The following is a 24,303-nucleotide window of genomic DNA, read 5'->3' on the forward strand; positions in this document are numbered from 1 at the left end:
GTTCGCCGGAAACCACCCCTGTGCGTGCATAGGGGTGGTTTCTGCTTGCCTTTTTCAGGCCGATTTTGCGATAACTGATCGGTAGCCGATGTCGTGGCATGCACGGATGGTGTTGCGCGGCTCATGGTCGGTAATCGCTTGACCACCGGTTATTCAGCCTGTGGATGACTGGTGAAACCGACCGGCAGATTTGTGACTCCCGTCATAGCCTGCACCATCACTGTTTACCCAACACGCCCGGCTGTTCACCTTGACCGACACGCCGAAACTTCTTTCATCCACAGGGCCGAAGTTTGGTAAATCGGGGTCTAGCAGGGTGTTTAATCGCGCTGACCTGGGTTTTCCCCATGTTTTCCACAGGTGGTGCACAACAACAGGTGAACTACCCCCAAGTTATCCACAGTTGTGTGCACATGTCGGGTTGGCGAGTCCCGAAAACGTCGCCTAGGTTCGTCGCATTGCCCTGCGAGCGGCCCCGGGAATCACGCAGGCAACCGATTGCTGACATCCGTGTCGGTGTCCGGGAGTACAACGAGAACATCGATGTGTAACCCCCGGTTCTGCGGGCAGAGAGGACTCCCCTGGTGACAACCACCGGTGACCGCGCGCAAACCGAGTTCACGCCTGAACCCCCCGGCGAGGACTTCGGTCGTCAGCCCCCGCACGACATGGCCGCTGAGCAGTCGGTCCTCGGCGGCATGCTGCTGAGCAAGGACGCCATCGCCGACGTGATCGAGGTGCTGCGCCCCGGCGACTTCTACCGTCCCGCGCACCAGGCCGTCTACGACACCATCCTCGACCTCTACAGCCGCGGCGAACCCGCCGACCCCGTCACCGTCTCCGCCGGTCTCGACCGCCGCGGCGAACTCAAGCGCATCGGCGGCCCGCCCTACCTGGTCACCCTCACCCAGACCGTCCCCACCGCGGCCAACGCCGGCTTCTACGCCGAGATCGTCGCGGAAAAGGCCATCCTGCGCCGCCTGGTCGAAGCGGGCACCCGCATCGTCCAGTTCGGCTACGCCGGCGCCGACGGCCAGGACGTGGCCGAGGTGGTCGACCGCGCCCAGGCCGAAATCTACGAAGTCACCGAACGCCGCACCACCGAGGACTTCACCCCGCTGGAAGAACTCCTCCAGCCCACCATGGACGAAATCGACTCCATCGCCTCCCGAGGCGGCATCTCCCTCGGCGTCCCCACCGGCTTCACCGAACTCGACGAGCTCACCAACGGGTTGCACCCGGGGCAGATGATCATCGTCGCGGCGCGACCTGGTGTCGGTAAGGCGCTGGCACTGGATACTCCCCTGCCGACGCCTGGCGGTTGGACCACGATGGGCGAGGTTCGTGTCGGTGACGAGCTCCTCGGGGCCGACGGCAGGCCGACCAGGGTGCTCGCAGCCACCGAGGAGATGACCGACCGGCCTTGCTACGAGGTCGAGTTCTCCGACGGCACCGTCATCACCGCCGACGAAGAACACTTGTGGACCACACTCGCCCCCACCTTGGCACCGCATCCGGTTGTCCGGACCACCGGCGAGATCGCACACAGCCTGCGCACGCCGCGGGACAACTTCGCCCACATGGTGCCCAGATCCGCTCGGTCGGCGGCACGCCAGATCGTTGACGTCCGCAAGGTCGACCCCGTGCTCGTCCGCTGCGTCGAGGTCGACAACGCCGACCACATGTACCTAGCGGGTCGCACGATGGTGCCCACGCACAACTCGACACTCGGCATGGACTTCATGCGCAGCTGCTCGATCAAGCACGGCATGGCCAGCGTCATCTTCTCGCTCGAAATGAGCCGCACCGAGATCGTGATGCGTCTGCTCTCTGCCGAAGCAAAGATCAAGCTCGGCGATATGCGGTCCGGGCGGATGAGCGATGATGACTGGACCAAGCTGGCTCGCCGGATGAGTGAGATCAGTGAGGCGCCGCTGTTCGTCGATGATTCACCGAACTTGACGATGATGGAGATTCGGGCGAAGGCTCGGCGGCTCAAGCAGCGCCATGACCTGAAACTCGTTGTGGTGGACTACCTCCAGCTGATGAGCTCGGGCAAAAAGGTCGAATCGCGCCAGCAGGAAGTCTCGGAATTCTCACGTCACCTCAAGCTGCTCGCCAAGGAACTCGAAGTTCCCGTGATCGCGATCTCGCAGCTGAACCGTGGTCCGGAACAGCGAACCGACAAGCGTCCCATGGTGTCCGACCTTCGTGAATCGGGTTGCATGCCCGCGTCGACGCGAATCCTGCGTGCAGACAACGGTGCCGAGGTCACCCTGGGAGAGCTGATCGACAGTGGCGAGCAGCCACTCGTCTGGTCACTCGACGAGCGGATGCGGATGGTGGCCCGCCCGATGGTGAAGGTGTTCCCGAGCGGACACAAGGAAGTCTTCAAGCTGAAGCTCGCCTCCGGCCGCGAGGTCGAAGCCACCGGCAACCACCCCTTCCTGACTGTCGACGGCTGGATCGCCCTCGACAAGCTCGCTGTCGGCGACCGCCTGGCGACGCCACGACTCGTCCCGGAACCCGTGCACACCACGCGACTGCCTGAAGCCGAGATCGTGATGCTCGCGCACATGATCGGCGACGGCTCGTGCGTGAAACGCCAACCGATCCGCTACGCGAGCGTCGACGAGCAAAATCTCGCCGCCGTCACGACCGCCGCCGAGCACTTCGGTATCAGCGCGGTCCGCGACGAGTACCCCGCCGCCCGCGTCACCACCCTGCGCCTGCGCGCGCCGTACCGGCTTACCCACGGCAAGCGCAACCCGATCGCCGCCTGGCTGGACACCCTTGGCTTGTTCGGCCTTCGTAGCTACGAAAAGTTCGTCCCCGAGCCAATTTTCGCGCTGCCCAACGACCAGATCGCACTGTTCCTGCGTCACCTATGGGCAACCGACGGGTCCGTGCGATGGGACGCGAAGGGCCGCCAAGCCCGCGTGTACTACGCCTCGACCAGCCGTCGCCTTGTCGATGATGTGAACCAATTGCTATTGCGCCTCGGTGTGCACGGCCGCATCAAGACAGTCCGTAAAGCCAATTACCGAGACTGCTACCACCTGACAATCGACGGCGGCGAGAACCAGACGACCTTCCTGCGTGACGTCGGCGTGCACGGCGCACGCGGCAAGTCCGCCGAGGCCGCCCTCGCAGAGCTGGCCCCGATGGCTCGCAACACGAACGTCGACACTGTGCCCGCCGAAGTCTGGAACCGCGTCCGCACGCTACTGGCAGACAAGGAAATGACGCACCGAGAGTTTTCCGCCGCCATGGGTTCGCGCTTCTGCGGCAGCACCATGTGGAAGCACTCCCCCAGTCGTTCACGCCTGGCCCGAGTCGCGACCGTCCTCGACAATGCCGACATCGACATGCTCGCCACCAACGATGTCTTCTGGGACAAGATCGTCGATATCACCAGCCTCGGCGAGCAAGACGTCTACGACGGAACTGTCCCAGGCACACATAACTTTGTGGCACAAGGTATTTCGGCCCACAACAGCCTGGAGCAGGACGCCGACATGGTCATCTTGCTCCACCGCCCCGATGCGATCGAACGAGACGACCCCCGAGGCGGCGAGGCCGACCTCATCGTCGGCAAGCACCGTAACGGCCCGACCGCCACGATCACCGTTGCGCACCAACTGCATTTGAGCCGCTTCGTGGATATGGCCCGCGGCTGACACAACGCTGGGCCTGTAGATTGGTCCGCGTGGCTCGTCGGTATCGTTTCGCCGCGCCGTCGGGGATGTCCCCGAAATCCCTTGGGAGGACATGGCCGTCGGCGACATCGCAGGGATCCTGCTCCGTGGCGAACGTTTCGATGGCGACTCGGACAGAAGCACTTCTCTGGTATCTACTGGTCGGCCACCGTGCCCTCCACAGGATGGGCAGCTCCACAGAACATTAGGACATAAAAACTATCAAAACCAGCTGCAAGCGACTGCGCGAGCGCAGATGCGCTACTTGCCACATCAGCGCCCTGCTCGGGCGAAGGAGTCCCGGCGAAGCTCCGGTTCAACCGGACATGCAGGGTGGCATTCGCTATGCGGAAGTCAACTTCGCCGCTGGCACTCTTCTCTGCAATCTCCTTGAATGAGTACGCATCATCGCCAAGATTCTGGATGACTGTTGCCGTCGGGACATGCTGGTTACGGTAGGTCACAAAGTTTCGCTTCGCTTCTTCCACGGGGTCGCTGGCACCCCATTCGTCAGCCTGGTTCACGCGTACTGAGATAAAAATTGTGTTGGAACGTAGACTTGTTCCATCAGCTGCATTTATCTCGGACGTGCCGGCGGTGTAGGCACCGTAGCAGGTCAATGTTTTGGAGAAATCCTGTTCCGGCAATTCGCTCTTGAATTGAATTCCGGAGTCGAAGAGATCCCCGGCAAAACTCGAAATGGAGTCCTTGGCGGCCTCATAAATTTTGGCGCAGTCAGCAGGCGGCGTGCTGTACTGCGCAACGTCAGATTCCGTGGTCCCACAGCTCGCGAGGGTCAGGCAAGACGCTGTAGCTACCGCGGATACCCACATGCTGTTTCTTACATTCATGACGGCACCCCCCAGCCTGGACCAGTCGGATTACGGGGCTGCCATCCCGGAACACTCAACGCGGCTGGAGCGATCGCCGCAGGGACTTCCACCTGATTGATCTGGGTGATGATATCGTCGATCTTGCCGCCGGAATCGATCATATATTTGCTGAGATCATCCATCAGGGTTTTGGTTCCGCTCATAAACGTGGCGACGCATTCCAACGCCGCACTCTGGTAACTGTCGGTACCACCCGCCCCGCCAGTGAAAATCACGATTGTAATGTCCTCGAGTCGCCATTAATGACGCCCCGCTATGACATCGGCCGCTCTAAGCGCCGTGACGCCTGCGAAAATCTCCATTTAACCCCCGTTGGTACGGCCGCGTCGATCAAGCGGGCCAGAACGACCCTAGCCCGAATCGGCTGTCAACGCATCCCTGCGATCGTCTCGCAGCGCACGGGGAAGCAGGCTTTCCGGTGACCACCCGGTACCTGTCCTGCGTCAACGCAAAGTATCTGAGAAGATATGAAACCAGATCTGAGGATCTACAAGTTCATCGAGCTGTACCGATACCAGATGCCAGCTGACCGACGAGGCGCCGACAAATCTGACCTCATGGCTCTTTTGCCGGGACCCGCTCGTGTTTGACAACCGATTCGTCAGTGGCGCCAGCACCTGGGCGAGTGGGGTCGAACCGGTAGCGGTAGGTGATCGGGATGACGATCATGATCAAGATCGCCGCGAAGATGACCATGGTGCCGCCGCCGGAGACAGCGATCGTGGTGCCCACCAGTGCCGCGGTGATGCCGTGAGAGAAGTCGCCGAGGCGTTGACCGCCCGCGACTGCGACAGTGAACAATCCCTGCAGTCGACCGCGGATATCGTCGGTGGCGATCTGCTGAATCATGGTGGAGCGGAAGATCACCGAGATCAGGTCGCCGACTCCGGCGATCGCCAGGAAGAAGATCGCGAGAACGAGCCCGCCGCTGCCGAGAAGAGCGCTCAGACCGAATCCGGTGATGCCCAGACCCCAGATGACGACGCCGACCACAACCGCGACACCGTGCCTGCGCACCCTCGGCACCCATCCGGAGAAGACACCGCCGAGCACCGATCCGATCGCCATCGCCGCGAACAACAAGCCGACGATCAACTCACCGTCAGCCGCACCCGCGGCGAAACTCTTCTCGGTCATCTCCGGGAACAGCGCACGCGGCAGACCAGCGACCATCGCGACCAGGTCGATCACGAACATCGCCATGATCAGGCGATGCGACGAGACATACACCAACCCGAACCAGATCTCGCGCACGCCGGACCGGGTCACGTTGCCGCTGGGTGGCAACGCGGGCAGTCGGTAGGCAGCCCACACCGCGACCAGCATCGCGGCCGAATCCAGCAGGTAGGCCAGCGCCGACCCGCCGAAGGCGATGGTCACGCCGGCCAGCACGCTACCGACGATGCCGCCGATCTGAATGACCGTCATCTCGAGGGTATTGGCGGCCGCGATGTGCTGCGCGGGCAGAATACGCGGGAAAATCGCATTGCGGGTCGACTGGTTGATCGCGATACATGCCTGCTGCAACACGAGAATCCCAAACAGCAGCCAGATGTTGTTCAGATGCAGAAAGGCCTGAGTGAACAGCAGACTGGTGGCAAGGAGCATCCCGAATGAACTGCCCACCAGAAGTTTCCGTCGGTCGACAACATCGGCTAACGCTCCGCCCCACAACCCGAAGATGACCAGGGGCGCCAGCGTGAACACGCCGACGAGGCCGACGTAGGCCGACGATCCCGTCATCGCGTACACCTGTAGGGGTACCGCGATCACTGTCAGCTGTGCACCGGAGATCGACACGACCCCGCTGAGCCACAGTCGCCGGAACGCCGGATACGCCAACGGTCTGCGATCGATCAGCACACCGCTACGACGCTCGGGCGACTGCGACTCGTCACCGGATTCCCCGACCATCACATCGCCGCGTGATCGGTGGTCATCCGCTGCCGTGCCGCCAGGCGGCTCATGGAACAAGCACCATCTTGTGCCGCACGGTGGCCGACCGTTCCCAAGCGGCAGCTACGTCGGCCAGCGGGACCAGCTCGTAGTCGACGATCAGATCCCTGCGGTCGACCCATTCGATCAACTGCCGGTAGGCGCGCATCATCGCTTCCGGTCCGTGGTGTACCGGCATGAATCCGGTGACCGAAGCGCCGAGTGAGCGCAGGAGTTGTGCGGGCAACGCCACTGTCGCACCCGCGCGATCACCTACTTGCACAAGGCGCACACCAGGATTGCCCGCCGCGATGGCGGCCCGGGCAGGTTCACCCCACGTGTAGTCCACGATGACGTCCACGCCGCCCGAGGCTTCACGGATGGCAGCGCAGAGCTGCTCAACCGAAAGTTTGTCGGTCGCGATCGTCGCCGAAGCTCCGAGCGCGATGGTGGCTTCCAGTGCGCTTTTGTCGCGGCCGACCACGGTAATGGTGCCCGCGCCGAGCAGCCGTGCGGCTTGGATCGCGAGCCTGCCGACGACACCGCTTCCGCCGAGCAGCACGACGTTGTCGCCCGGCTGCACCCGTGCGGTGTCGGTGAGTGGCATCAGTGCCGCCATCCCGCTGTTGCCGAGGCAGGCCGCGACGGGGAAGTCGACGCTGTCGGGGATGGGGATCGTGAATCCGGCAGGGACGACTGTGCTTTCGGCCATCGACCCGAAGGGAGTGATCGGCCTGCCGAAGTAGACACGCTGGTTGTCAGTGGTCACTCCAGCCCCTTCGATGCCGGTGACGACCGGGAACCTCGTGGGACTCAGATAGTGCTTGCCGGCGGCGGTGAACCGGTCGATCGAGTTGATCGTGGCCGCGCGGACCTCGATCAGTACGCCATCGGGATAGGTGCTTGGTTTTGGAGCGTCGAAATTCCCGAATTCCGGTGCGCCGTACCTGTGCAGTACCGCAGCTTTCATGAGCCCACCCTCAAAGCTGTAGTGAATCGATATTCAGTGAACTATGATTCATGACGATACCCTCCCCGTTGAGACTGTCAAGGAGTGATCGACATCGACGCAACCGCCGGCCGGCCGACGCACCGGCAGCGCCAAGCCGCCCAGACGAACGCCGATCTGAAGGCCGCGGCGCGGGTCGTTTTCGCACGTCAGGGCTATCTGAACACCAAGATCACCGACATCACTGCCGAGGCAGGTCGTGCAGCAGGGTCGTTCTACAACCACTTCCAGAGCAAGGAGGAGGTCCTCGCAGCTCTCGCTGTCGACATCGGCGAGGCCGCCGACATCATCGCAAACGACCCGCCGCACTCGGTCACGGAGTCCAGCGTGATGCCGATCCACGAGTCCACCCGCAACCACCTCACGGTCTTCTGGCACACCTACGCCGCCAACCGCGACGTCTTCGCCGCGATCGAACAGGCCGCACTAGCGAATTCGGCGTTCGCCCAGCAGATGCGAGCCTTCCGCGCCGAACAGTTCCGACCCTGGATCGCGTGGCTCACCGAGCTGGCCGCCCGCGGCGCCCGGCTCCCCGCGGGTCCCGCCGCCACCGCCGCGATGATCGCGGCCACCGCCGAAACGATGATCCAGACCTGGGACTCCGATCCGCAGACCGGCATCGACAATCTGACCGAGTTCATCGCTGCCGGTCTCAGCGCGGATCTTGATCAGCGCTGATCCGACAGGTCGCCGATCCACTACCTTTCACAATCCCTGCCGACACGGGTTGCGCCACTAGCGATTTCGGCGTCAACCTCCGGCCAGCCGCGTGCTCTCACAGCCGAAAGCAGCGGGGCGCCGAGGACGACAGCGCCGCCGCGGCCACGATGATCACGGCCGCCGCGCGCGGTCTGGCCGATGCGCTGTCGATCGAGTCAGAGCCTGTCGAGTCCGATGTGCTGAATGATGTTCTACGACCGGTGATTCAATCGTGTTCACAGGACGCTGCCGCCATTTTCGACCAGCAGTTCTGAGTCGCGGTAAGAGGATGGATCTGCCGAGCGAGGAGGATATGACCGCGGACCGTCGTGAGGAGTATGACGACGTGGTGGAGCAGCATCGGATCGAGTCCGGCGCCTAGTCGTCACCGCGTAGACCTGGTCCGGGCCTAGGTACTGTCGTAGTCACCTTGCTGCGTGACCGATCAAGCGCGGGCAGGTTCGGTGGAATCGGCGGTGTCTTCGACGGGAGCGGTTCGCTTGCCACCGATGACGCGCTTAGCGACTTCGATGACGATGGGCAGGACGGAGACCGCCACGATGAGTAGAAAGATGAGATCGATGTTGTCGCGGACCATCTTGATCTGGCCGAGCAGGTACCCCAGGTAAGTGACACCGGAGCCCCACAACACGCCACCGATGATGTTGTAGATCGCGAAGGTTCGGTACCGCATACCGGCAGCGCCCGCGACGACCGGCGCGAAGGTCCGCACGATCGGAACGAAGCGGGCCAGCACAATGGTGATCGGCCCGTGTTTGACGAAGAAGGCATGCGATTCGTCGATATAGCTCTTCTTGAAGAACCGGGCGTCGTTGCTCTTGAACAACGCGGTGCCGCCGCGGGCACCGATCACGTACCCGACCTGGTCGCCGAGGATCGCGGCGATCGGGACCAGCACCAGCAGGACACCGATCGGCGCGAACGGCGCGATCTCGGTTGACTTCGACGCCGCGATCAACCCCGCGGTGAACAGCAGCGAGTCGCCGGGCAACAACGGAAACAGGAGCCCCGACTCGACGAACACCACGACGAGCAGGCCCAGCAGCATCCAGGTGCCGAACGAGTTGAGCAGGTTCACCGGATCCAGAAAGCCTGGAAGCAATGCCAGATCCGTGGTCACTGAACTGGCCATGGTCTGCAACGTCATTGTGGGCTACCTACCTGAACTCGGGGCGATCGCAGGACATGGTGGAGCTGGTTCGAGTGCGCCGCCGACGTGGCGGCCAGTCGCTCGGTGCGGCTCCTCACTCACGACGGTAACACGTGCCACTGTATGGTTCCCCGCCGCAAGAAGGCACCGGTCGACGCCACCCGCCCTACTGCGTCCCGTTCGCGTGCGCCATCGCGAGACTAGCCATGCCTGGTGCACCTTTGCCTGAGCGTGTACGAACCGCCGGAGATCGCCGACCATCCAATATTCTGTCGGCAGGTCTCAGCGATCTGGCAACGGATTGTCGAACGAAAAGCTTTGGAAGAGAGGGCTTTCAGAAGACCGGGGTGTGGGCGCCTGCGATGACCGCGAGAACAGCCGGCGGGATCGTAGGGGCTGCGATGGGCCGTCAACCCTACAGTGCTACGTGTTAGTGTGGCTCGCATGCCTGAAGGTGACAGTGACGACGAAGGTCCGAGTCAGTTGCTCCGCAGAGCGGCGCGGGAATGCGGTGGCAGGGTGTGGGTGTGCTGACCGCGTTGAGTGTCCTTCTCGGAGTAGCAGTAGTTCTGTTGATCACCGCGTTGACCGGGTATTTCGTAGCCCAGGAATTCGCGTATATGGCGGTGGACCGCTCCCGGCTGGCGGCGCAGGCCGAAGCCGGTGACGCAGCGGCCGGCCGCGCGTTGTCGGTGACCCGGCGAACCTCGTTCATGCTCTCGGGCGCCCAGTTGGGTATCACCGTGACCGGACTGCTGGTCGGCTATGTAGCCGAACCGCTGATCGGGCGGGGGCTAGGGGAACTGTTCGGCGGCATCGGAATCCCGACCGCGGTCGGTATCGGTGTCGGCACGGTTCTCGCGATTGTGTTCTCGACTGTGGTGCAGATGTTGTTCGGTGAGTTGTTCCCGAAGAACCTCGCCATCGCTCGCCCCGAGCCCGTCGCCCGCTGGCTCGCCCGCTCGACGACCGCCTATCTGCGCGTATTCGGATGGCTGATCTGGCTTTTCGACCAATCATCGAACGTGTTGTTGCGCGCGTTGCGCATCGAACCGGTCCACGATGTGGAGCATTCGGCCACACCACGCGACCTCGAACACATCGTCGCCGCGTCACGTGATGCGGGTGAACTGCCCCGCGAGTTGTCCACGTTGCTGGACCGCATTCTCGATTTCCCTTCCGCCACAGCCGAACACGCGATGATTCCCCGCGCCCAGGTCGACCTCGTTCACGCCGACGTTCCGGTCGCCGAGGTGATTGCCCGGATGAGTACCGGGCATACGCGGTATCCGGTGGTCGGTAGTTCCAGCGACGACCTGCTCGGCGTCATCGAATTGCACGACCTGCTCGGCGATGACCCGACCGGAATCGCGGGAGACCACATGCGGCCTGCGGTCTTGGTCCCGGAATCGTTGGCATTGCCCGACGTCGTCGCCCGCCTCAGCGAGACTCGGCAGGAGATGGCGTTGGTCGTCGACGAATACGGCGGTTTCGCCGGGATCGTGACGGTCGAGGACATCGCCGAAGAACTCGTCGGTGAGATCGCCGACGAACACGACTCGGGCACGACCCCGGAAATCATTGCCGAAGACGGTGGTTGGCTCGTTCCGGGAACTGTGCACCTCGACGAGGTCGAGCGGGTGATCGGTGTCGACCTGCCCACCGGCGACTATGAAACCATCGCGGGCCTGGTGATCAACACCTATGGGGGTCTGCCCGAAGCAGGTGCCCGCGTCGACATCGTGGTGCCGCGCAGTGGCGCCGACTACCTCACCGAGCGGCCGGGTCCGGCTCGGACGGTGCTCGCGGAAGTCAGGGCGGTCGGGAAACATGTGCCGTCGTCGGTGTGGTTGACCGTGCGTACCGAACAGGCAGGGGACGCCGGTGAGTAACCCGTGGGTGGTCGTCGCTGTCACGATCGTATTGATCGCGGCCAGCGCGTTCTTCGTCGCTGTCGAGTTCGCGTTGATCGCGGCACGCAAGCATCGTTTGGAGGACGCGGCGCCGACAAGCCGGGCGGCGCGGGCGGCGTTGCGTAGTTCCGCGGAGTTGCCGGTGCTGCTCGCAGGATCTCAGCTCGGGATCACGGTGTGCACGCTGGCGTTGGGTGCGGTTACCAAACCGGCTGTGCACCATTGGATCACCCCGCTCATCGAGCATCTGGGCGCGCCGCTGTGGGTTGCCGATGCCGCCGGGTTCGTGCTCGCGTTGATCGTGGTGACGTTTCTGCATCTGGTGGTCGGTGAGATGGCGCCCAAGTCGTGGGCGATCGCACATCCGGAGAGATCAGCCACCATGCTGGCTATTCCGATGCGAGCGTTCATGACGGTGACGCGACCACTGCTCACCGCGTTGAACCACGCCGCGAACTGGTGTCTGCGCAAGGTGGGCGTTACCCCCGTCGACGAGGTCGACGCCGGTCAGGATTCGGCTGCGCTGCGGCATCTGGTCGAGCACTCCGCGACCGTGGGTACTCTCGACGAGCGGTACCACGGAAACCTCACCAGCGCACTGGAACTCGAGCAGCTCACCGTCGGCGATATCGTCGCACCGAACCCGGGTCCGAGCGCTGTCGCACCCAATGCCGACGTCGGTGAAATCCAGACAGTTTCGCGCGATACCGGTCACCTGCGGCTGCTGGTACGCACCGGTGACGATGTCGTGGGCGTGGTCCATGTCCGCGACAGCCTTGCCGCACCGGCGCAGTCCACAGCTGCGGATCTCTTGCGACCGGTCCTGCGGTTCGACACCAGCGTCCCGGTCTATGAGGCGCTGCGCGTGATGCGCGAAACCCGCAACCATCTCGCCCTGGTCGCCGCCCCGGATTCCGGGGTCGCGATCGTCGGGCTGGTCACGATCACCGACGTCCTGCAGCGGCTGCTCCCGGCCGCCGCGGGCAGCGATCCGATCAACTCGGTGCCACCACGCCGGCAGGGTGGTGGCACCACCACCGCGAGTACATAGCAGCAGCGGGAACGGAGCACGCCAGTGCTGCTGTGGTCGAGCGCAGCAGCTACGCTGATGGGCGCCCTGACCAGGTGAACGGCAGTTGAGGAGGAGGCGCCGAAATGACAGAAGCGCCGATCCGTATCGGTGAGCTGGCCAGTCGTGCCGAGGTATCGACGCGCACAGTCGACTACTACACCAGCCTCGGACTGCTGTCCCCCGCCGAACGAACCTCCGGGAACTTCCGGCTCTACTCACCAGCGGATGCCGAGCGGATCCAGCTCATCAAAAGCCTTGAAATGCAAGGTATCTCGCTCGAGGAGATCGCAGCGGCGCTCACCAACCATCCCGCGGATGTCGGCCCGATCCTCGAACGTATCGACGGCGATCTGAAATCCTTACAAGCCGTCGTCGAAACCGCACCCGCGGCGATGCAAGGATTGCTCGGCGTCATCGCCACCCGGGTCCACACGCTCATCTACATCGCACTCCAGATCCCCCCGGACATCCCCATCCTCTGAGCCCGACCTCGATGAGAATTCGTCGGAACAGAACTCACTGACCGAGCGGGGGCTGACGTTCGGCCGCGTCCGGGCCGATAGGCTCGGGCGAGGACCCGGCTGTGTCGCCGGAGCGGAGACAGATCGGAATCAGGGTGGGGAAAAGACCGGGGGTGCTGTACAACCCGATGGTGTTCGTGTACTGGGCGGTGTCGGTGATCGGCGCCGCGTTGTACGTCTCGTGGACGTTGCGTGTGGCGACCTTTGTCGCGCCCTCCTTGACCGACGAATCCGTGGGGTATGTCTTCGGCGTGCTGGGTGGGCTGTTGTTCGCGTTGATCACCTGGCCGTTCGTACTGATGTTGGTGTGGTGGGGCCGGCGGGCGTATTTGCGGAAGGTCGCTGTGCCGGTGCGCGCGACGGTCACCGAGGCCGGACATCGGGTGACGCACTCGTCCAATAACCCGTTCGCCACGCATCGGGTGCGTCTGAAGGTGATGTTCACGCATCCGGGCACCGGGGTGGAGCATTGGATGAAGAAGGAATACGCGATGTTCGAGTTCCGGCGATCCACCGCGAAAGAGCTGCTGCATCGGTTCCCGGAAGGCGCCGAATTGCCGATGTTGGTGCGCGGACGCGCCGCGGGGTTCGATCTGGCGTTGCGGCCACAGTGGGTCGACCTCTGGTGAATGCCCGCTGACCAGCCGACACTCAGAACGACCTCCCGGGAAATCGGTTGCGCGCGGCGGATGATGGGGCGATGGCTGAGCAGATCCTGCAGGTGAAGTGGAAGTCCGCGCCGGAAGATCATGACTATCCGGCGGCCGCTGATTATCTCGATCTGCTGGGCGACAAAACGGTGGTCGACGCGATCGTGGCCGAGCTCAGGGCCGCGCCGGTGGTGGTCAAGAAGGCGAAAGACATTCTGCGGGCTTCCCAGCTCGAAGCCCTTACCCCGGATAACCCGCATGTGCGCAAAGACCTGCTCAAGGTGAACGAGGGGAAGAAGCTCTCGCCGATTCTGTTGGTGCGGGGCGACTGCCGTAAGAACGTGCCGATGCTGATCGCCGATGGTTATCACCGCGTGTGCGCGCTGTACTGGGCCGACGAGAACGTCGAGATTCCGGCCAAGATCGCCGCGATGCCATGACGTTCGCGACCCTGGCGCTGGTGGTCGCGCTCGGGTTGATCGGGCCGCTGCTGGCTTTGCCGAAACAGTTGTATCTGCCGGTGTTGCTCGGCGAGCTGGTGGCGGGAATCATCTTCGGCACCACCGGTTTTCGCATCCTCGATCCCGCCGACCCGATCTTCGTGTTCCTCGCCGACATGGGTTTCGCGCTGGTGATGTTCGCCGCGGGGACGCATGTGCCGGTGCGTGATCCGCGGGTTCGCGGCGCGCTCGGCACCGGTGCGGCGCGGGCCGTGCTGGTCGGGGTGGTCGCGGCGGTGGCGGGCTGGGCGGTGGCGCAGGCGTTCGATCTCGGGAACGCGGCCGTGTACGCGGTGCTGATGGCGTCGTCGTCGGCGGCGATGGCGTTGCCGATGATCGACTCGATGCGATTGAGCGGGCCACCGGTGCTCGCGCTCACCGCGCAGGTGGCCATCGCCGACACCGCCTGCATCGTCGCCCTGCCGCTGGTGATCGATCCGGCGAACGCGGCCAGGGCGGCGATCGGCGCGGTGGTCGTGGCACTGTGCGCCGGCGTGATGTTCTTCGTCCTGCGCTATCTACAGAAGACAGGTGCGCAGCGGCAGGTGCACGAGGTGTCCGAGGAGCGGAAGTTCACGCTCGAGCTGCGGGTGAGTTTGGTGCTGGTGTTCGCGCTGTGCGGGGTGGCGAGCTCGATGCACGTGTCGATCATGCTCGGCGGGTTCGCGGCGGGGCTGGCGGTGGCGGGGGTCGGTGAGCCGCGGCGGGTGGCCAAGCAGGTGTTCGCGATCAGTGATGGGCTGCTCGCTCCGCTGTTCTTCGTCTGGCTCGGCGCCCGGCTCGATCTCCGGGAGCTCGGCGAGCATCCGCGGTTCATCTTGCTCGGGCTGGCGCTCGGCTTCGGCGCGGTGGGGGTGCATTGTGTGGCGCGCGTGCTCGGGCAGCCGGTGGCCTACGGTGCGCTGGCCGCCGCCCAGATCGGGGTGCCGGTCGCGGCCGTGACCGTCGGCAGTCAGCTGGGGGTGCTCGTGCCGGGTGAGGGCTCGGCGATCATGTTGGCGACGTTGTGCACGATCGCGGTGGCGACATTGGCGGCCGGGCGGCTCGCGGCGAAAGCGCCCACTCGGCCCGCTGATCAACCCGGCGCTCGATAGCGATGCCGCATCACCCCAGAAGTGGGGGCGAGGGTTCCTGTTCGCGGTAGTAACGATCTTGCTGGTGGGCACGACATTGTTCGTGACATGCGGCCCGTCGGGGGGCCTGCCCACCTGTAGGTCATTCGAACGGGATCACATATGAATCTGCGTGAGTTTCTTGCGAAACATCGCATCGCTTCGGCTGTTGCCGCGCCTGCGGCGTTGGGGGTTGCGGCGATTGTCGCCGCGTCGTTCGCGGTGACGTCACAGCCCGAGTCGCCCTCGTACACCCTGACGACCTCGGTGACCGAGTGCCGCGAGATGGTGACCATCTCGGTGGCAGGGCGCAACGACACCCCGGTCGAAGGCACGACGGCGATGCTGCTCGACGCCAACGGCAATCCGCTGCCCGCCGCGCTGTCGGGCGATCACAGCAGCGTGTGGGTCGATCCGGTGGTGAACGCACCCCGCGACGACCTCGCCGAGGGTGAGTACGCCGCGGTGTACATCGCCTACCCGGCCGATATGGGTACCTATGAGGACGCGGTCAACGCGGGAGTGGCGAACACCCAGCAGGTGATGCGCGAGATCTCGGCGGCCTGCCCGGACACCAAGTTCTCCATCGTGGGCTACAGCGAGGGCGCCGATGTGGTGCGTCGCGTGGCCGAGGGCATCGGCAACGACAACCCCGCCGACGGCTACGCGACGGTGAACCCGGACGATGTGCTGGGCGTGGTGATGTTCGCCGACCCAGGTCGAAAGGCCGGTGACGGCACCTTCCTCGGCGCCCAGGACCCCAACCGCCCGGACAACTTCGACCAGAACTACTCCAACGGCGGCAAGCCGATCTCGGGTCAGGGCATCACCACGGGCACCGATTTCGGCGCGCTCAACGGCAAGATCGCCTCGTTCTGTTCCGAAGGCGACCTCACCTGCGCGGCGCCGGAGAACATCTCGCTGCTGCAGCTGGCCGCGAATGTCGGTCGCCAGATCAACATCGACGAGCTGGAACGCGCCGACCTCGGGCGCAACGGCGTCGCGGGCATCACACCGGCGATGGGCCAGGACATGGCCTTCACGCTGGGCCGGATCGCGATGGCCGCGTTCGCCGATATCGGGTCGAACCCGAACTGGATGGCCAGCGACGAGACCTTCCTCGACGTGCTGCTGAAGGTCTCCGACCCGGACTACAAGCCGGGCCAGACCGCCGCGCCGGTCAACGCCGACGCGATCGCCGCGGAGCAGGTCTCCGGGCTGGCGTACCTGCCGCAGAAGATCTTCAACGAGATCGTCGGGCTGATCGTGACGAACCAGAACACGATCCCGGTGCTGATGAACGATCCGTACCAGCTCACCCTCGGCCCGAACGGCACCGGTCACCACTTCGACTACTGGCGTGACTCCGATGCCGCCAACGGCAAGCCGCTGACCTCGGCGGAGTACGCGGCGGCCTGGCTGACCAGCCTGGCCAAGCAGGCGCAGGCCGGCGAGACCGTCGATACCAAGGCCGCGCCGGATGACGCCGCGGTGACGGCCGCACTGGCGGCTCCGACCAAGCCCGCGACGACGACCACCGCGCCGCCGACCACGTCGAAGAAGTCGACCACGACCAGCGCCAAGTCGACCACCACGTCGAAGGCACCCACCACGACCCCGTCCACCACGGTGGTCCCGCCGACCACCACGCCGGAGCCGGCAACCAACCAGGCGGTCGCCCCCGCGCCGACCACCACGGTCGAACCGACCACGACCGTGGCGCCGACCACCACGGTCGCGCCGACCACCACCGTGGCTCCCACCACGACGGTCGCGCCGACCACCACTGTTGCCCCGACGACCACCCCGTCGGCCAACTAGTCACCAACCGCGAAATCCCCGGTGAGGCAACCGCCCCGCCGGGGATTCGCGCTATATCCGGCTCCCGCGGTGGGCGCTACGCCGCTCCGGTGATCTTGATGACCGGCGCGTACCGTCCGTCGAACGGTGCGCTGATCACGGTCTCCCCGGCACCTGATTCGACCGTGAAGGCGCCGGAAGAACCCAGCAGCGACCCCGTACCTCGCAGCTCGACAGCTTTCACGGTGATCGGAGCGCTGGGACGCCCGAGCACCGTGAGGTAGAGATCGGTGCCGCGGCGGGTGAACAGGACTCGGGTGCCGTCCTGGGTGACAGCCGAGGACATCCGCCACGGCCGCGTACCGTCGACAGCCTCACGATTCATCGTCAACCACGAACCCACCGACTCGATCCGATTCCGCTGCGGGACAACGATTTCTCCCGCACCACCACTCGGCCCGACATTGAGCAGGAACGTCCCGTTGTTGGCGGCCGCCTGCATCAGGTCACCGAGCAGACTTTCCACCGATGCGTAGTCGGCGTCGGTTTCCTGCCGGTTGTAGCCGAAGGAACCGCCGATCCCGCGGTCCTGCTGCCAGAACTTCTCCTGGATCGTGTCGTATCCCTCGTACTCGGGCGTGCGAAAGTCGCTGTGCGGCACCGATGGTGGCCTACTGGCCTGGTCTGCCACACCGGGCTGGTCGATGACCGCTTTCATGAAGAGGTCGAAACCGCCGCGCAACGGGGCCGCGCCCATGACCTGGCGGGTGTACGAAGCGGTGGTCCAGCGGTCGTCGACCACGCCTTCGGGCACCGTGTTGTAGTAATCGGCGAACAGTGCGTTGAGTCGCTGCTGCCCGGTGGGCCAGGCGATGTCGTTCCAGAGGATGTCGGGCCGGTAGCGCTGAATCAGTTCGCGCACTTGGGCTTCCGCGTAATCGGCGTAGTCGCGTCCGTACGGCAGGTAGGCGTAGTCGCCGAGGGTGTAGACCGGCGCGGGCTGGAAGGTCCAGTCGACGCCACCGGAGTAATAGAGCCCGAACTTCATGCCACGAGCGCGAACGGCGGCGGCCAGTTCACCGACGAGGTCGCGCTCGGAATGGAAGTCTGGTGCGTGCGGATTGGGCACACTCGATGGCCACAGGCTGTATCCGTCAGCGTATTTGGCGGTGAACACCACATAGGAGGCGCCGGCCGCGCGGAATTGGTCGGCCCAGGCCCGCGGGTTCCAGTCGGCGAGTTCGGTTTCGAAGCGGTCGGCGATATCGGCATAGGTGGCGTCGCCGTAGGTTTCGCGGTGGAAGGCGGCCGCCGGCGAGCCGGGGTCCTTGATCTGGTTGGCGTAGTCCTCGGCATAAGGACCGCGGGTCATGGCGTGGTCGTAGTCGTCCTGGAGCATCTGCACGAAGGTGCGGCCCTTGGGCGCGAAACCCGGGACGGAATAGGGACCCCAGTGCACCATGATCCCGAAGGCGGCGTCCTGGAACCAGGTGGGCAGCGGATGGCTACGAAGTGAGTCGAGATCGGCGGTGTAGGGACCGGTGGTTGTCATCACGGCCTCGGCGTCATCGGTCCGCGTCCACCACCAGGTCCCGATCCCGAAGATCGCCCCCGCGAGCAGCACCGCCGTCACCCCGACCACCACGCCGCGAATCACCCACCGGCCGATCCGACGCGGCAGCGAGGTGGACGGCCTGTGGGTCCGCATACCTCCACGGTAGGCCCGTGCCCGCCCGGCAACCGCTGCCGCGCCGAGAACCGCACGCGAAGTGCGCGATTACGCCGCTCGTCGGCCGGGCGAGCCGTCTGAATCTAGACCGCGACAGGTTCCGGTACGGCAGGCTCGAGAGCGCGCTCGCCGCGCGTAGCCGCGATCAGCACCACCAGACCGGTCACCGCGAATCCCATGCCGACCCACAGCGGCGACACCCAGCCGAACCCGGCGCTGATCGCGAGTCCGGACAGCCACACGCCGAGGAAATTGCCGACGTTGAAGGCCGCGATGTTGGCCGACGACGCGAGAGTCGGTGCGGTACCGGCATTGTCGAGCACCCGCATCTGCAGGCCCGGGGTCGCGCCGAACCCGAAGAAGCCCATGGCGGGCAGGAGCAGCAGCGCCGCGATCTTGTAGTCGGCGAGCAGCGCGAACGCCGCCAGGGAGAGCGCGAGGGCGAGCGTCAGGGCGAGCAGGGTGCGGGTGAGGGCGCGGTCGGCCCAGCGGCCGCCGAGCAGATTGCCGAAGAACAGGCCGACGCCGAACAGCACCAGCAGCCAGGGCACCATGGCTTCGGAGAAGCCGGTGACGCGGGTGAGCAGCGGCTCGATGTACATGAACGCGCCGAACATGCCACCGAACACCAGCACGGTCATCATCAGCGAGTACCAGACCTGGGTGTTGCGGAAGACCGACAGCTCGGCCCGCAGGTTCGGGCGTTCGCGGGCGGCCGGCGCGTCGGGGACCAGCGCGGTGATGCCTGCCAGCGCGGCCAGCCCGACGACGGTGATCACCACGAACGTGGCCCGCCAGCCCCACTGCTGGCCGATGAAGGTCCCGAGCGGAACGCCGAGCACATTCGCGATGGTGAGCCCGCCGAACATGATCGAAATCGCGCCGGCCTTCTTCTCCGGCGCGACGAGCGAGGACGCGAGCACGGCCCCGATGCCGAAGAACGCACCGTGCGCGAGCGCCGCGAGCACCCGCCCGCCGAGCAGCGCGGCATAGCCGGGAGCCAGCGCCGAGGCCGCGTTGCCGACGGTGAACAGCACCATGAGCAGCTGCAACGCACGCTTGGGCGGCCAGCGGTTGACGAGCGGAGTCAGGGCGAGCGCACCGACGACGACGGCCAGGGCGTACCCGGAGATCAGGTAGCCGGCGGTGGGCACGGAGACGCCGAGGTCGGCAGCCACCGGGGAGAGCAGTCCCGCGATGACGAATTCGGTGAGTCCAATGCCGAAGCCCCCGAGCGCGAGAGCGATGAGACCGAGTGGCATGTGAGCGCTTCTTCCTTCAGAGGCCGATTACCCGCGTGTGCAACTAACGCTATCCGACGTTAATTGCACACGCGCTATATTGCAACCGCCAGCTATACTCGTCACATGGGTATTGCTGATGACGCCGTCGAGGTGCGGGCGACCGGCTGGCGCACCCTGGCCGCGCTGCACGGGCACATCGAGACCGCGCTCGAACGCGAACTGGTGCGCGCACACGAACTGTCGATCGTCGAGTTCACCGTGCTCGACGCGCTGGCCCGCCAGGACGGTTGGCACATGCGGATCTCCCAGCTGGCCCGCGCCGCCGCACTGTCGGCGAGCGCGACCACCCGACTGGTCAATCGACTCGAAGACCGCGCCTTCCTGGTGCGCGTTTTGTGCGCCGACGATCGCCGCGGCATCTACACCGAGCTCACCGACACCGGCCGCGCCGCCTACGAGACGGCGAAACCGACCCACGATCGAGCCCTCGAAAAAGCGCTCGCCGACGCCGAACAGATCCCGGAACTGGCACCACTCGTCGGTTTTCTGCACCGGGTTCCGGCCCCGAGCTGACACGCGACATCGATACCAACGCGCCGATCATGGTGACTGTTGCGGACACCGGTGCAATGATCGCTGGGTGACTCAGTGGCTCCCACTCCTCGGCTCGCTCCCCGTCGCCGGCGCAGTTCTGGTCGGCGTCATCGCCAACAACCGAACCCACCGTGAAGGAATCGCGGCCGCGGACGAGCGCGGCAGGCAGGCTCTCGACGCCGCGCAGCGCAATGTCGAGCTGTCGAATATGGTGGGCGACCAGCGCGATCACGAGGCGTGGCGCCGCGAGGCGGTGCTCGCCGCGGTCGCCTCGATCCTGGAGACCTCGGCCTCGGTGCGCGCCGATCTCACCACCTGCGGTGAATGGGATCTGGTCACCGCCGACGAGATCGACAGCGTCAGCGCGCAGATCCACAAGGTCATCTGGGATCGCCCCGGCGGCATGCTGACTCGCCTGCGGGTGGTGGCGCATCGCCGGATTCCCAACAAGTGCGAAGACCTGCTTCGCACGCTCACGGCCGCCCAGCACATCACGATGCAGCGGCTGAAGCTGCACATCGACGTGGAGGCCACCGTCGAGGAGCTGGAGGAGATGGCGTCGCTGTGGCAGAAGGCGATGCGCCACGCGGCCGAGCAGGAGCGGGCGCTGGTCGAGACGACGCGGATCGAACTCGGGATCGAGATCGCCTCGAAAGGCGTCGGTGTAGATCCTGTTCCGGTGCCGCAGCCGATGGTGGCCGAAACTCGTTCGGAAGAAGTCGAATTCGAGGAAGTCACCTCCGAACCTGTTCAGGCCCAGGAGTCGGCCGAACCTCAGCAGTCCACCGAGCCGCAGCAAGTGGCCCAGCAGCAGCCGTCAGCCGAGCCCCAGCAGTCCGCTCAGACCCAGCAGTCCGCCGAGCCGCAGCAGTCCGCCGAGGTGCAGCACGTGAACGAGGCACCGCAGGAAGACGATCCGCGCGACGCCGTCGACCCGCGCGAAGCCCAGACCGTCAAAGTCTGACCGCAGCACGAAGAACAGGCCGCCGTGTCTGATCGACGCGAACATCCGGCGAACACCATGACGTGGGTCATGGTCCGACCGTTCATGTGACGCGGCCCGCGACAGGCGGGTAACTTGGGAATACGGCACGCAGGGGTGCCGTACCCGACAGCGTGGTCGATCCATCGAAAACACTCACGATCCACTCTCGTCAGGGGGCGATCTGTCATGGATCTCATCGCGCCGTTGGATGCGCTGTTCTTGCTCGCCGAATCTCGTGAACACCCGATGCACGTGGGCTCACTGCAGTTGTTCGAACCGCCGGAAGACGCCGGCCCCGAATACCTGCGCGAGTTCCGCGACACCTTGTTGGCCGACAAGACCGTTCGGCCCACCTTCAGCAAGCGACCCGCCACCTGGCTGGGCGCACCGCAGATGGCCTGGACCCAGGACGACGACGTCGACCTGGACTATCACGTCCAGCGCAGCGCCCTGCCCGGACCGGGCAATCTCGGCCAGCTGCTCGACCACGCGTCGACCCTGCACAGCGCGTTGCTCGACCGGCACCGCCCGATGTGGGAGCTGCATTTCGTCGAGGGCATGGCCGACGGCCGTTTCGCCCTCTATTCGAAGATGCATCACGCCCTGGTCGACGGCGTCTCGGCCCAGCGCCTCATGCGCCGCACGCTGACCACCGACCCCTTCTCGACCGAGCTGATGCGGCCGTGGAATCTGCCGCGCAAACTCGGCCCGGCACGCCCCGGCAAGTCCCGGCTCGGCGGGCTGATCGACACCGTCACCTCGGCACGTACGTCGACCACCGCACTGATCAAGGCGGCCCGCACCGGCCTGCTGCAGCAGCAGCTCACCCTGCCGTTCGAGGCCCCGCGCACGCCGTTCAACGTGCCGATCGGTGGTGCCCGCAAGTGCGCGGTGCGCAGCTGGTCGATGGATCGGATCAAGCAGGTGAAGAAGGCGACGGGCGCCACCGTCAACGATGTGGTGCTGGCGATGTCGGCGGGGGCGCTGCGGGCTTATCTGCTGGAGCACAACGCTTTACCGGACAAGCCGATGATCGCGCTGGTGCCGATGTCGTTGCGCGAGGAAGACGATGTCGACACCCAGGGTGTGAAAATCGCCGCGCTGCTGTGCAACCTGGGTACCGATGTCGCCGATCCGCTGGAACGCCTTCGAGTGGTGAGTGATTCGACGCGCCGGAACAAAGAGGTGTACCGCTCGCTCACGCCGACGCAGACCCTCGCCATGGCCGGGGTGATGCTGAGTCCGATGGCGGCGATGCTGCTGCCGGGATTCGCCACGGTGGCGACGCCGCCGTTCAATATCGTCATCTCGAATGTGCCCGGTGCGCGGGAGCCGCTGTACTGGAACGGCTCGCGCCTCGATGCCACCTATCCGCTGTCTATCCCGCTCGACGGGCAGGCGGTGAACATCACGCTCACCTCCAGTGGCGACAGCCTCGATTTCGGGCTGGTCGGCTGCCGCCGCACACTGCCCGACCTGCATCGACTGCTCGATCACCTCGAGGATTCGCTGGCCGCGCTGGAGGACGCCGCCTTGTAGAAATTGGACGGCAATCTCGTCCAGGATTGATCTCGGCAGGCCTGGACGAACTGCCGTACAAGTTTCCTCTGAGCATTTTCGATCAAACTAGAACGTGTTACAGTTCGGTATGCGTACCGAATTCTGCGAACAGCTCGGCATCGAGTTCCCCATCTTCGCCTTCACCCACTGCCGCGATGTCGTGGCGGCAGTGAGCAACGCGGGCGGATTGGGGGTACTCGGCGCGGTCGGCTTCACCGCCGAACAGCTCGAGGTGGAGCTGGCCTGGCTCGACGAACACGTCACCGGGATCTACGGCGTCGACCTGGTGATCCCGTCGAAATACGAGGGCAAGGGCGTAGACGGGCTCACCCCCGAACAGCTGGAAAAGCAACTGGCGCAGATGGTTCCGCAGGGCCATCGCGACTTCGCCCAGCAGATCCTCACCGACCACAACGTGCCGGCGCTGCCCGACGGTGAGCACCACAACGAGCTGCTCGGCTGGACCGCCACCACCGCGGGCCCGCAGGTCGACGTGATCCTGAACCACCCCAAAGCCAAGCTCGTCGCCAACGCGCTCGGTACCCCACCCGAGGATGTCGTCAAGCGCATCCAGGATTCCGGCCGGGTGATCGGCGCGCTGTGCGGTTCGGTCAAGCACGCGATGAACCACAAGGCGGCGGGCCTGGACTTCGTGGTGTGCCAGGGCACCGAGGGTGGCGGGCACTGCGGCGAGGTGTCCTCGCTGGTGCTGTGGCCGCAGGTGATCGACGCGATCGGCGATACGCCGGTGCTGGCCGCCGGTGGTATCGGCAACGGCGCGCAGGTCGCGGCCGCGCTGGCGATGGGCGCGGCGGGCGCGTGGACCGGCTCGCTGTGGCTCACCGTCGAGGAGGCCAATGTGCCGCCCGCCCAGATGGACACCTACCTCGAGGCGACCAGCCACGACACCATCCGCTCGCGGTCCTGGACCGGCAAGCCGTGCCGCATGCTGCGCAACGACTGGACCGACGCCTGGGAGTCCACCGAGACCCCCGACCCGCTGCCGATGCCGCTGCAGATGATGGTGGCCCTCGACGGCGTCAAGCGCGGACACCGCTACCCGGAGGCCGCCAAGGACGTGAACTTCAACCCGGTCGGCCAGGTGGTCGGCATGATGAACAAGGTCGAACGCAGCGCCGACGTGGTCAACCGTCTGGTCGAGGAGTACGTCACCGCCTCCGACCGCCTCACCAAGCTCAACAGCTGAGCTGGTTGCTC

Annotated in this window: 20 protein-coding genes; 13 read left to right on the forward strand and 7 right to left on the reverse strand. The window is 65.1% G+C overall.

Annotated features, from left to right (window positions below; translation table 11 throughout):
• Positions 1 to 668: 668 nt before the first annotated feature.
• Complete coding sequence (locus tag ACQHI0_RS27850; RefSeq protein ID WP_427909319.1) at positions 669 to 3,680, forward strand: replicative DNA helicase; 3,012 nt, start codon at positions 669 to 671, stop codon at positions 3,678 to 3,680.
• A 173-nt stretch (positions 3,681 to 3,853) separates the two neighbouring features.
• On the opposite strand, the gene ACQHI0_RS27855 is transcribed toward ACQHI0_RS27850, so the two are convergent.
• The 4 genes from ACQHI0_RS27855 to ACQHI0_RS27870 all read right to left on the reverse strand — a co-directional run bounded on the left by ACQHI0_RS27855 (position 3,854) and on the right by ACQHI0_RS27870 (position 7,496).
• Positions 3,854 to 4,549, reverse strand: a complete 696-nt coding sequence (locus tag ACQHI0_RS27855) for a hypothetical protein (protein ID WP_427904740.1) — start codon at positions 4,547 to 4,549, stop codon at positions 3,854 to 3,856.
• Positions 4,546 to 4,806: a hypothetical protein gene (locus tag ACQHI0_RS27860; RefSeq protein ID WP_427904741.1), complete on the reverse strand. Its 261-nt coding sequence runs from the start codon at positions 4,804 to 4,806 to the stop codon at positions 4,546 to 4,548. The genes ACQHI0_RS27855 and ACQHI0_RS27860 overlap by 4 nt, the downstream gene beginning before the upstream one ends.
• A 340-nt stretch (positions 4,807 to 5,146) precedes the next feature.
• Positions 5,147 to 6,505 carry an MFS transporter gene (locus ACQHI0_RS27865; protein ID WP_427904742.1) on the reverse strand — a complete coding sequence of 453 codons (1,359 nt, stop codon included), beginning with the start codon at positions 6,503 to 6,505 and terminating at the stop codon, positions 5,147 to 5,149.
• A 49-nt stretch (positions 6,506 to 6,554) separates the two neighbouring features.
• On the reverse strand, positions 6,555 to 7,496 hold the full coding sequence (locus ACQHI0_RS27870; RefSeq protein ID WP_427904743.1) for a quinone oxidoreductase family protein: 942 nt from the start codon (positions 7,494 to 7,496) through the stop codon (positions 6,555 to 6,557).
• A gap of 84 nt (positions 7,497 to 7,580) precedes the next feature.
• Between ACQHI0_RS27870 and ACQHI0_RS27875 the strand changes: the two genes are divergently transcribed.
• Complete coding sequence (locus ACQHI0_RS27875; RefSeq protein WP_427904744.1) at positions 7,581 to 8,213, forward strand: TetR/AcrR family transcriptional regulator; 633 nt, start codon at positions 7,581 to 7,583, stop codon at positions 8,211 to 8,213.
• A gap of 466 nt (positions 8,214 to 8,679) precedes the next feature.
• Here ACQHI0_RS27875 and ACQHI0_RS27880 read toward each other — a convergent pair whose 3' ends face one another.
• Positions 8,680 to 9,402: a VTT domain-containing protein gene (locus ACQHI0_RS27880; RefSeq protein WP_427904745.1), complete on the reverse strand. Its 723-nt coding sequence runs from the start codon at positions 9,400 to 9,402 to the stop codon at positions 8,680 to 8,682.
• 530 nt (positions 9,403 to 9,932) lie between these two features.
• Between ACQHI0_RS27880 and ACQHI0_RS27885 the strand changes: the two genes are divergently transcribed.
• The 7 genes from ACQHI0_RS27885 (at position 9,933) to ACQHI0_RS27915 (ending at position 16,994) form a co-directional block, all read left to right on the forward strand.
• Entirely contained in the window at positions 9,933 to 11,297 is a 1,365-nt protein-coding gene (locus tag ACQHI0_RS27885; protein ID WP_427909320.1) for a hemolysin family protein, read from the forward strand.
• A complete protein-coding gene (locus ACQHI0_RS27890) occupies positions 11,290 to 12,369 on the forward strand; it encodes a CNNM domain-containing protein (RefSeq protein WP_427904746.1) in 1,080 nt (359 codons plus the stop codon). The genes ACQHI0_RS27885 and ACQHI0_RS27890 overlap by 8 nt, the downstream gene beginning before the upstream one ends.
• 104 nt (positions 12,370 to 12,473) lie before the next feature.
• Entirely contained in the window at positions 12,474 to 12,872 is a 399-nt protein-coding gene (locus ACQHI0_RS27895) for a MerR family transcriptional regulator (protein ID WP_427904747.1), read from the forward strand.
• 134 nt (positions 12,873 to 13,006) lie between these two features.
• Positions 13,007 to 13,540 (forward strand): hypothetical protein, encoded by a 534-nt coding sequence (locus ACQHI0_RS27900; protein ID WP_427904748.1) that lies wholly within the window; start codon positions 13,007 to 13,009, stop codon positions 13,538 to 13,540.
• Positions 13,541 to 13,623: 83 nt separating this feature from the next.
• Entirely contained in the window at positions 13,624 to 14,001 is a 378-nt protein-coding gene (locus ACQHI0_RS27905; protein WP_427909321.1) for a hypothetical protein, read from the forward strand.
• Entirely contained in the window at positions 13,998 to 15,155 is a 1,158-nt protein-coding gene (locus tag ACQHI0_RS27910; protein ID WP_427904749.1) for a cation:proton antiporter, read from the forward strand. Before ACQHI0_RS27905 ends, ACQHI0_RS27910 begins: the two co-directional genes overlap by 4 nt.
• A gap of 141 nt (positions 15,156 to 15,296) precedes the next feature.
• Positions 15,297 to 16,994 carry a cutinase family protein gene (locus ACQHI0_RS27915; RefSeq protein ID WP_427904750.1) on the forward strand — a complete coding sequence of 566 codons (1,698 nt, stop codon included), beginning with the start codon at positions 15,297 to 15,299 and terminating at the stop codon, positions 16,992 to 16,994.
• 76 nt (positions 16,995 to 17,070) lie between these two features.
• Here the strand turns inward: ACQHI0_RS27915 and ACQHI0_RS27920 are convergent, their stop codons facing one another.
• Both ACQHI0_RS27920 and ACQHI0_RS27925 read right to left on the reverse strand, forming a co-directional pair.
• On the reverse strand, positions 17,071 to 18,681 hold the full coding sequence (locus tag ACQHI0_RS27920; RefSeq protein ID WP_427904751.1) for an alpha-L-fucosidase: 1,611 nt from the start codon (positions 18,679 to 18,681) through the stop codon (positions 17,071 to 17,073).
• A gap of 104 nt (positions 18,682 to 18,785) precedes the next feature.
• Positions 18,786 to 19,964: an MFS transporter gene (locus tag ACQHI0_RS27925; protein ID WP_427904752.1), complete on the reverse strand. Its 1,179-nt coding sequence runs from the start codon at positions 19,962 to 19,964 to the stop codon at positions 18,786 to 18,788.
• 105 nt (positions 19,965 to 20,069) lie between these two features.
• On the opposite strand from ACQHI0_RS27925, the gene ACQHI0_RS27930 reads away from it, so the two are divergent.
• From ACQHI0_RS27930 to ACQHI0_RS27945, 4 genes are all read left to right on the forward strand, one after another.
• Positions 20,070 to 20,519 (forward strand): MarR family winged helix-turn-helix transcriptional regulator, encoded by a 450-nt coding sequence (locus ACQHI0_RS27930; protein ID WP_427904753.1) that lies wholly within the window; start codon positions 20,070 to 20,072, stop codon positions 20,517 to 20,519.
• A gap of 67 nt (positions 20,520 to 20,586) precedes the next feature.
• Positions 20,587 to 21,504 carry a hypothetical protein gene (locus tag ACQHI0_RS27935; RefSeq protein ID WP_427904754.1) on the forward strand — a complete coding sequence of 306 codons (918 nt, stop codon included), beginning with the start codon at positions 20,587 to 20,589 and terminating at the stop codon, positions 21,502 to 21,504.
• A gap of 207 nt (positions 21,505 to 21,711) precedes the next feature.
• A complete protein-coding gene (locus tag ACQHI0_RS27940; protein WP_427904755.1) occupies positions 21,712 to 23,064 on the forward strand; it encodes a WS/DGAT/MGAT family O-acyltransferase in 1,353 nt (450 codons plus the stop codon).
• Between the two features lie 109 nt (positions 23,065 to 23,173).
• The gene (locus ACQHI0_RS27945; RefSeq protein ID WP_427904756.1) at positions 23,174 to 24,292 is read left to right on the forward strand and encodes an NAD(P)H-dependent flavin oxidoreductase; all 1,119 of its coding nucleotides are present in this window, start codon (positions 23,174 to 23,176) and stop codon (positions 24,290 to 24,292) included.
• The last annotated feature ends 11 nt before the right edge of the window (positions 24,293 to 24,303 follow it).

It is taken from the genome of Nocardia sp. FBN12 (assembly GCF_050320175.1).
Taxonomy (GTDB): domain Bacteria; phylum Actinomycetota; class Actinomycetes; order Mycobacteriales; family Mycobacteriaceae; genus Nocardia.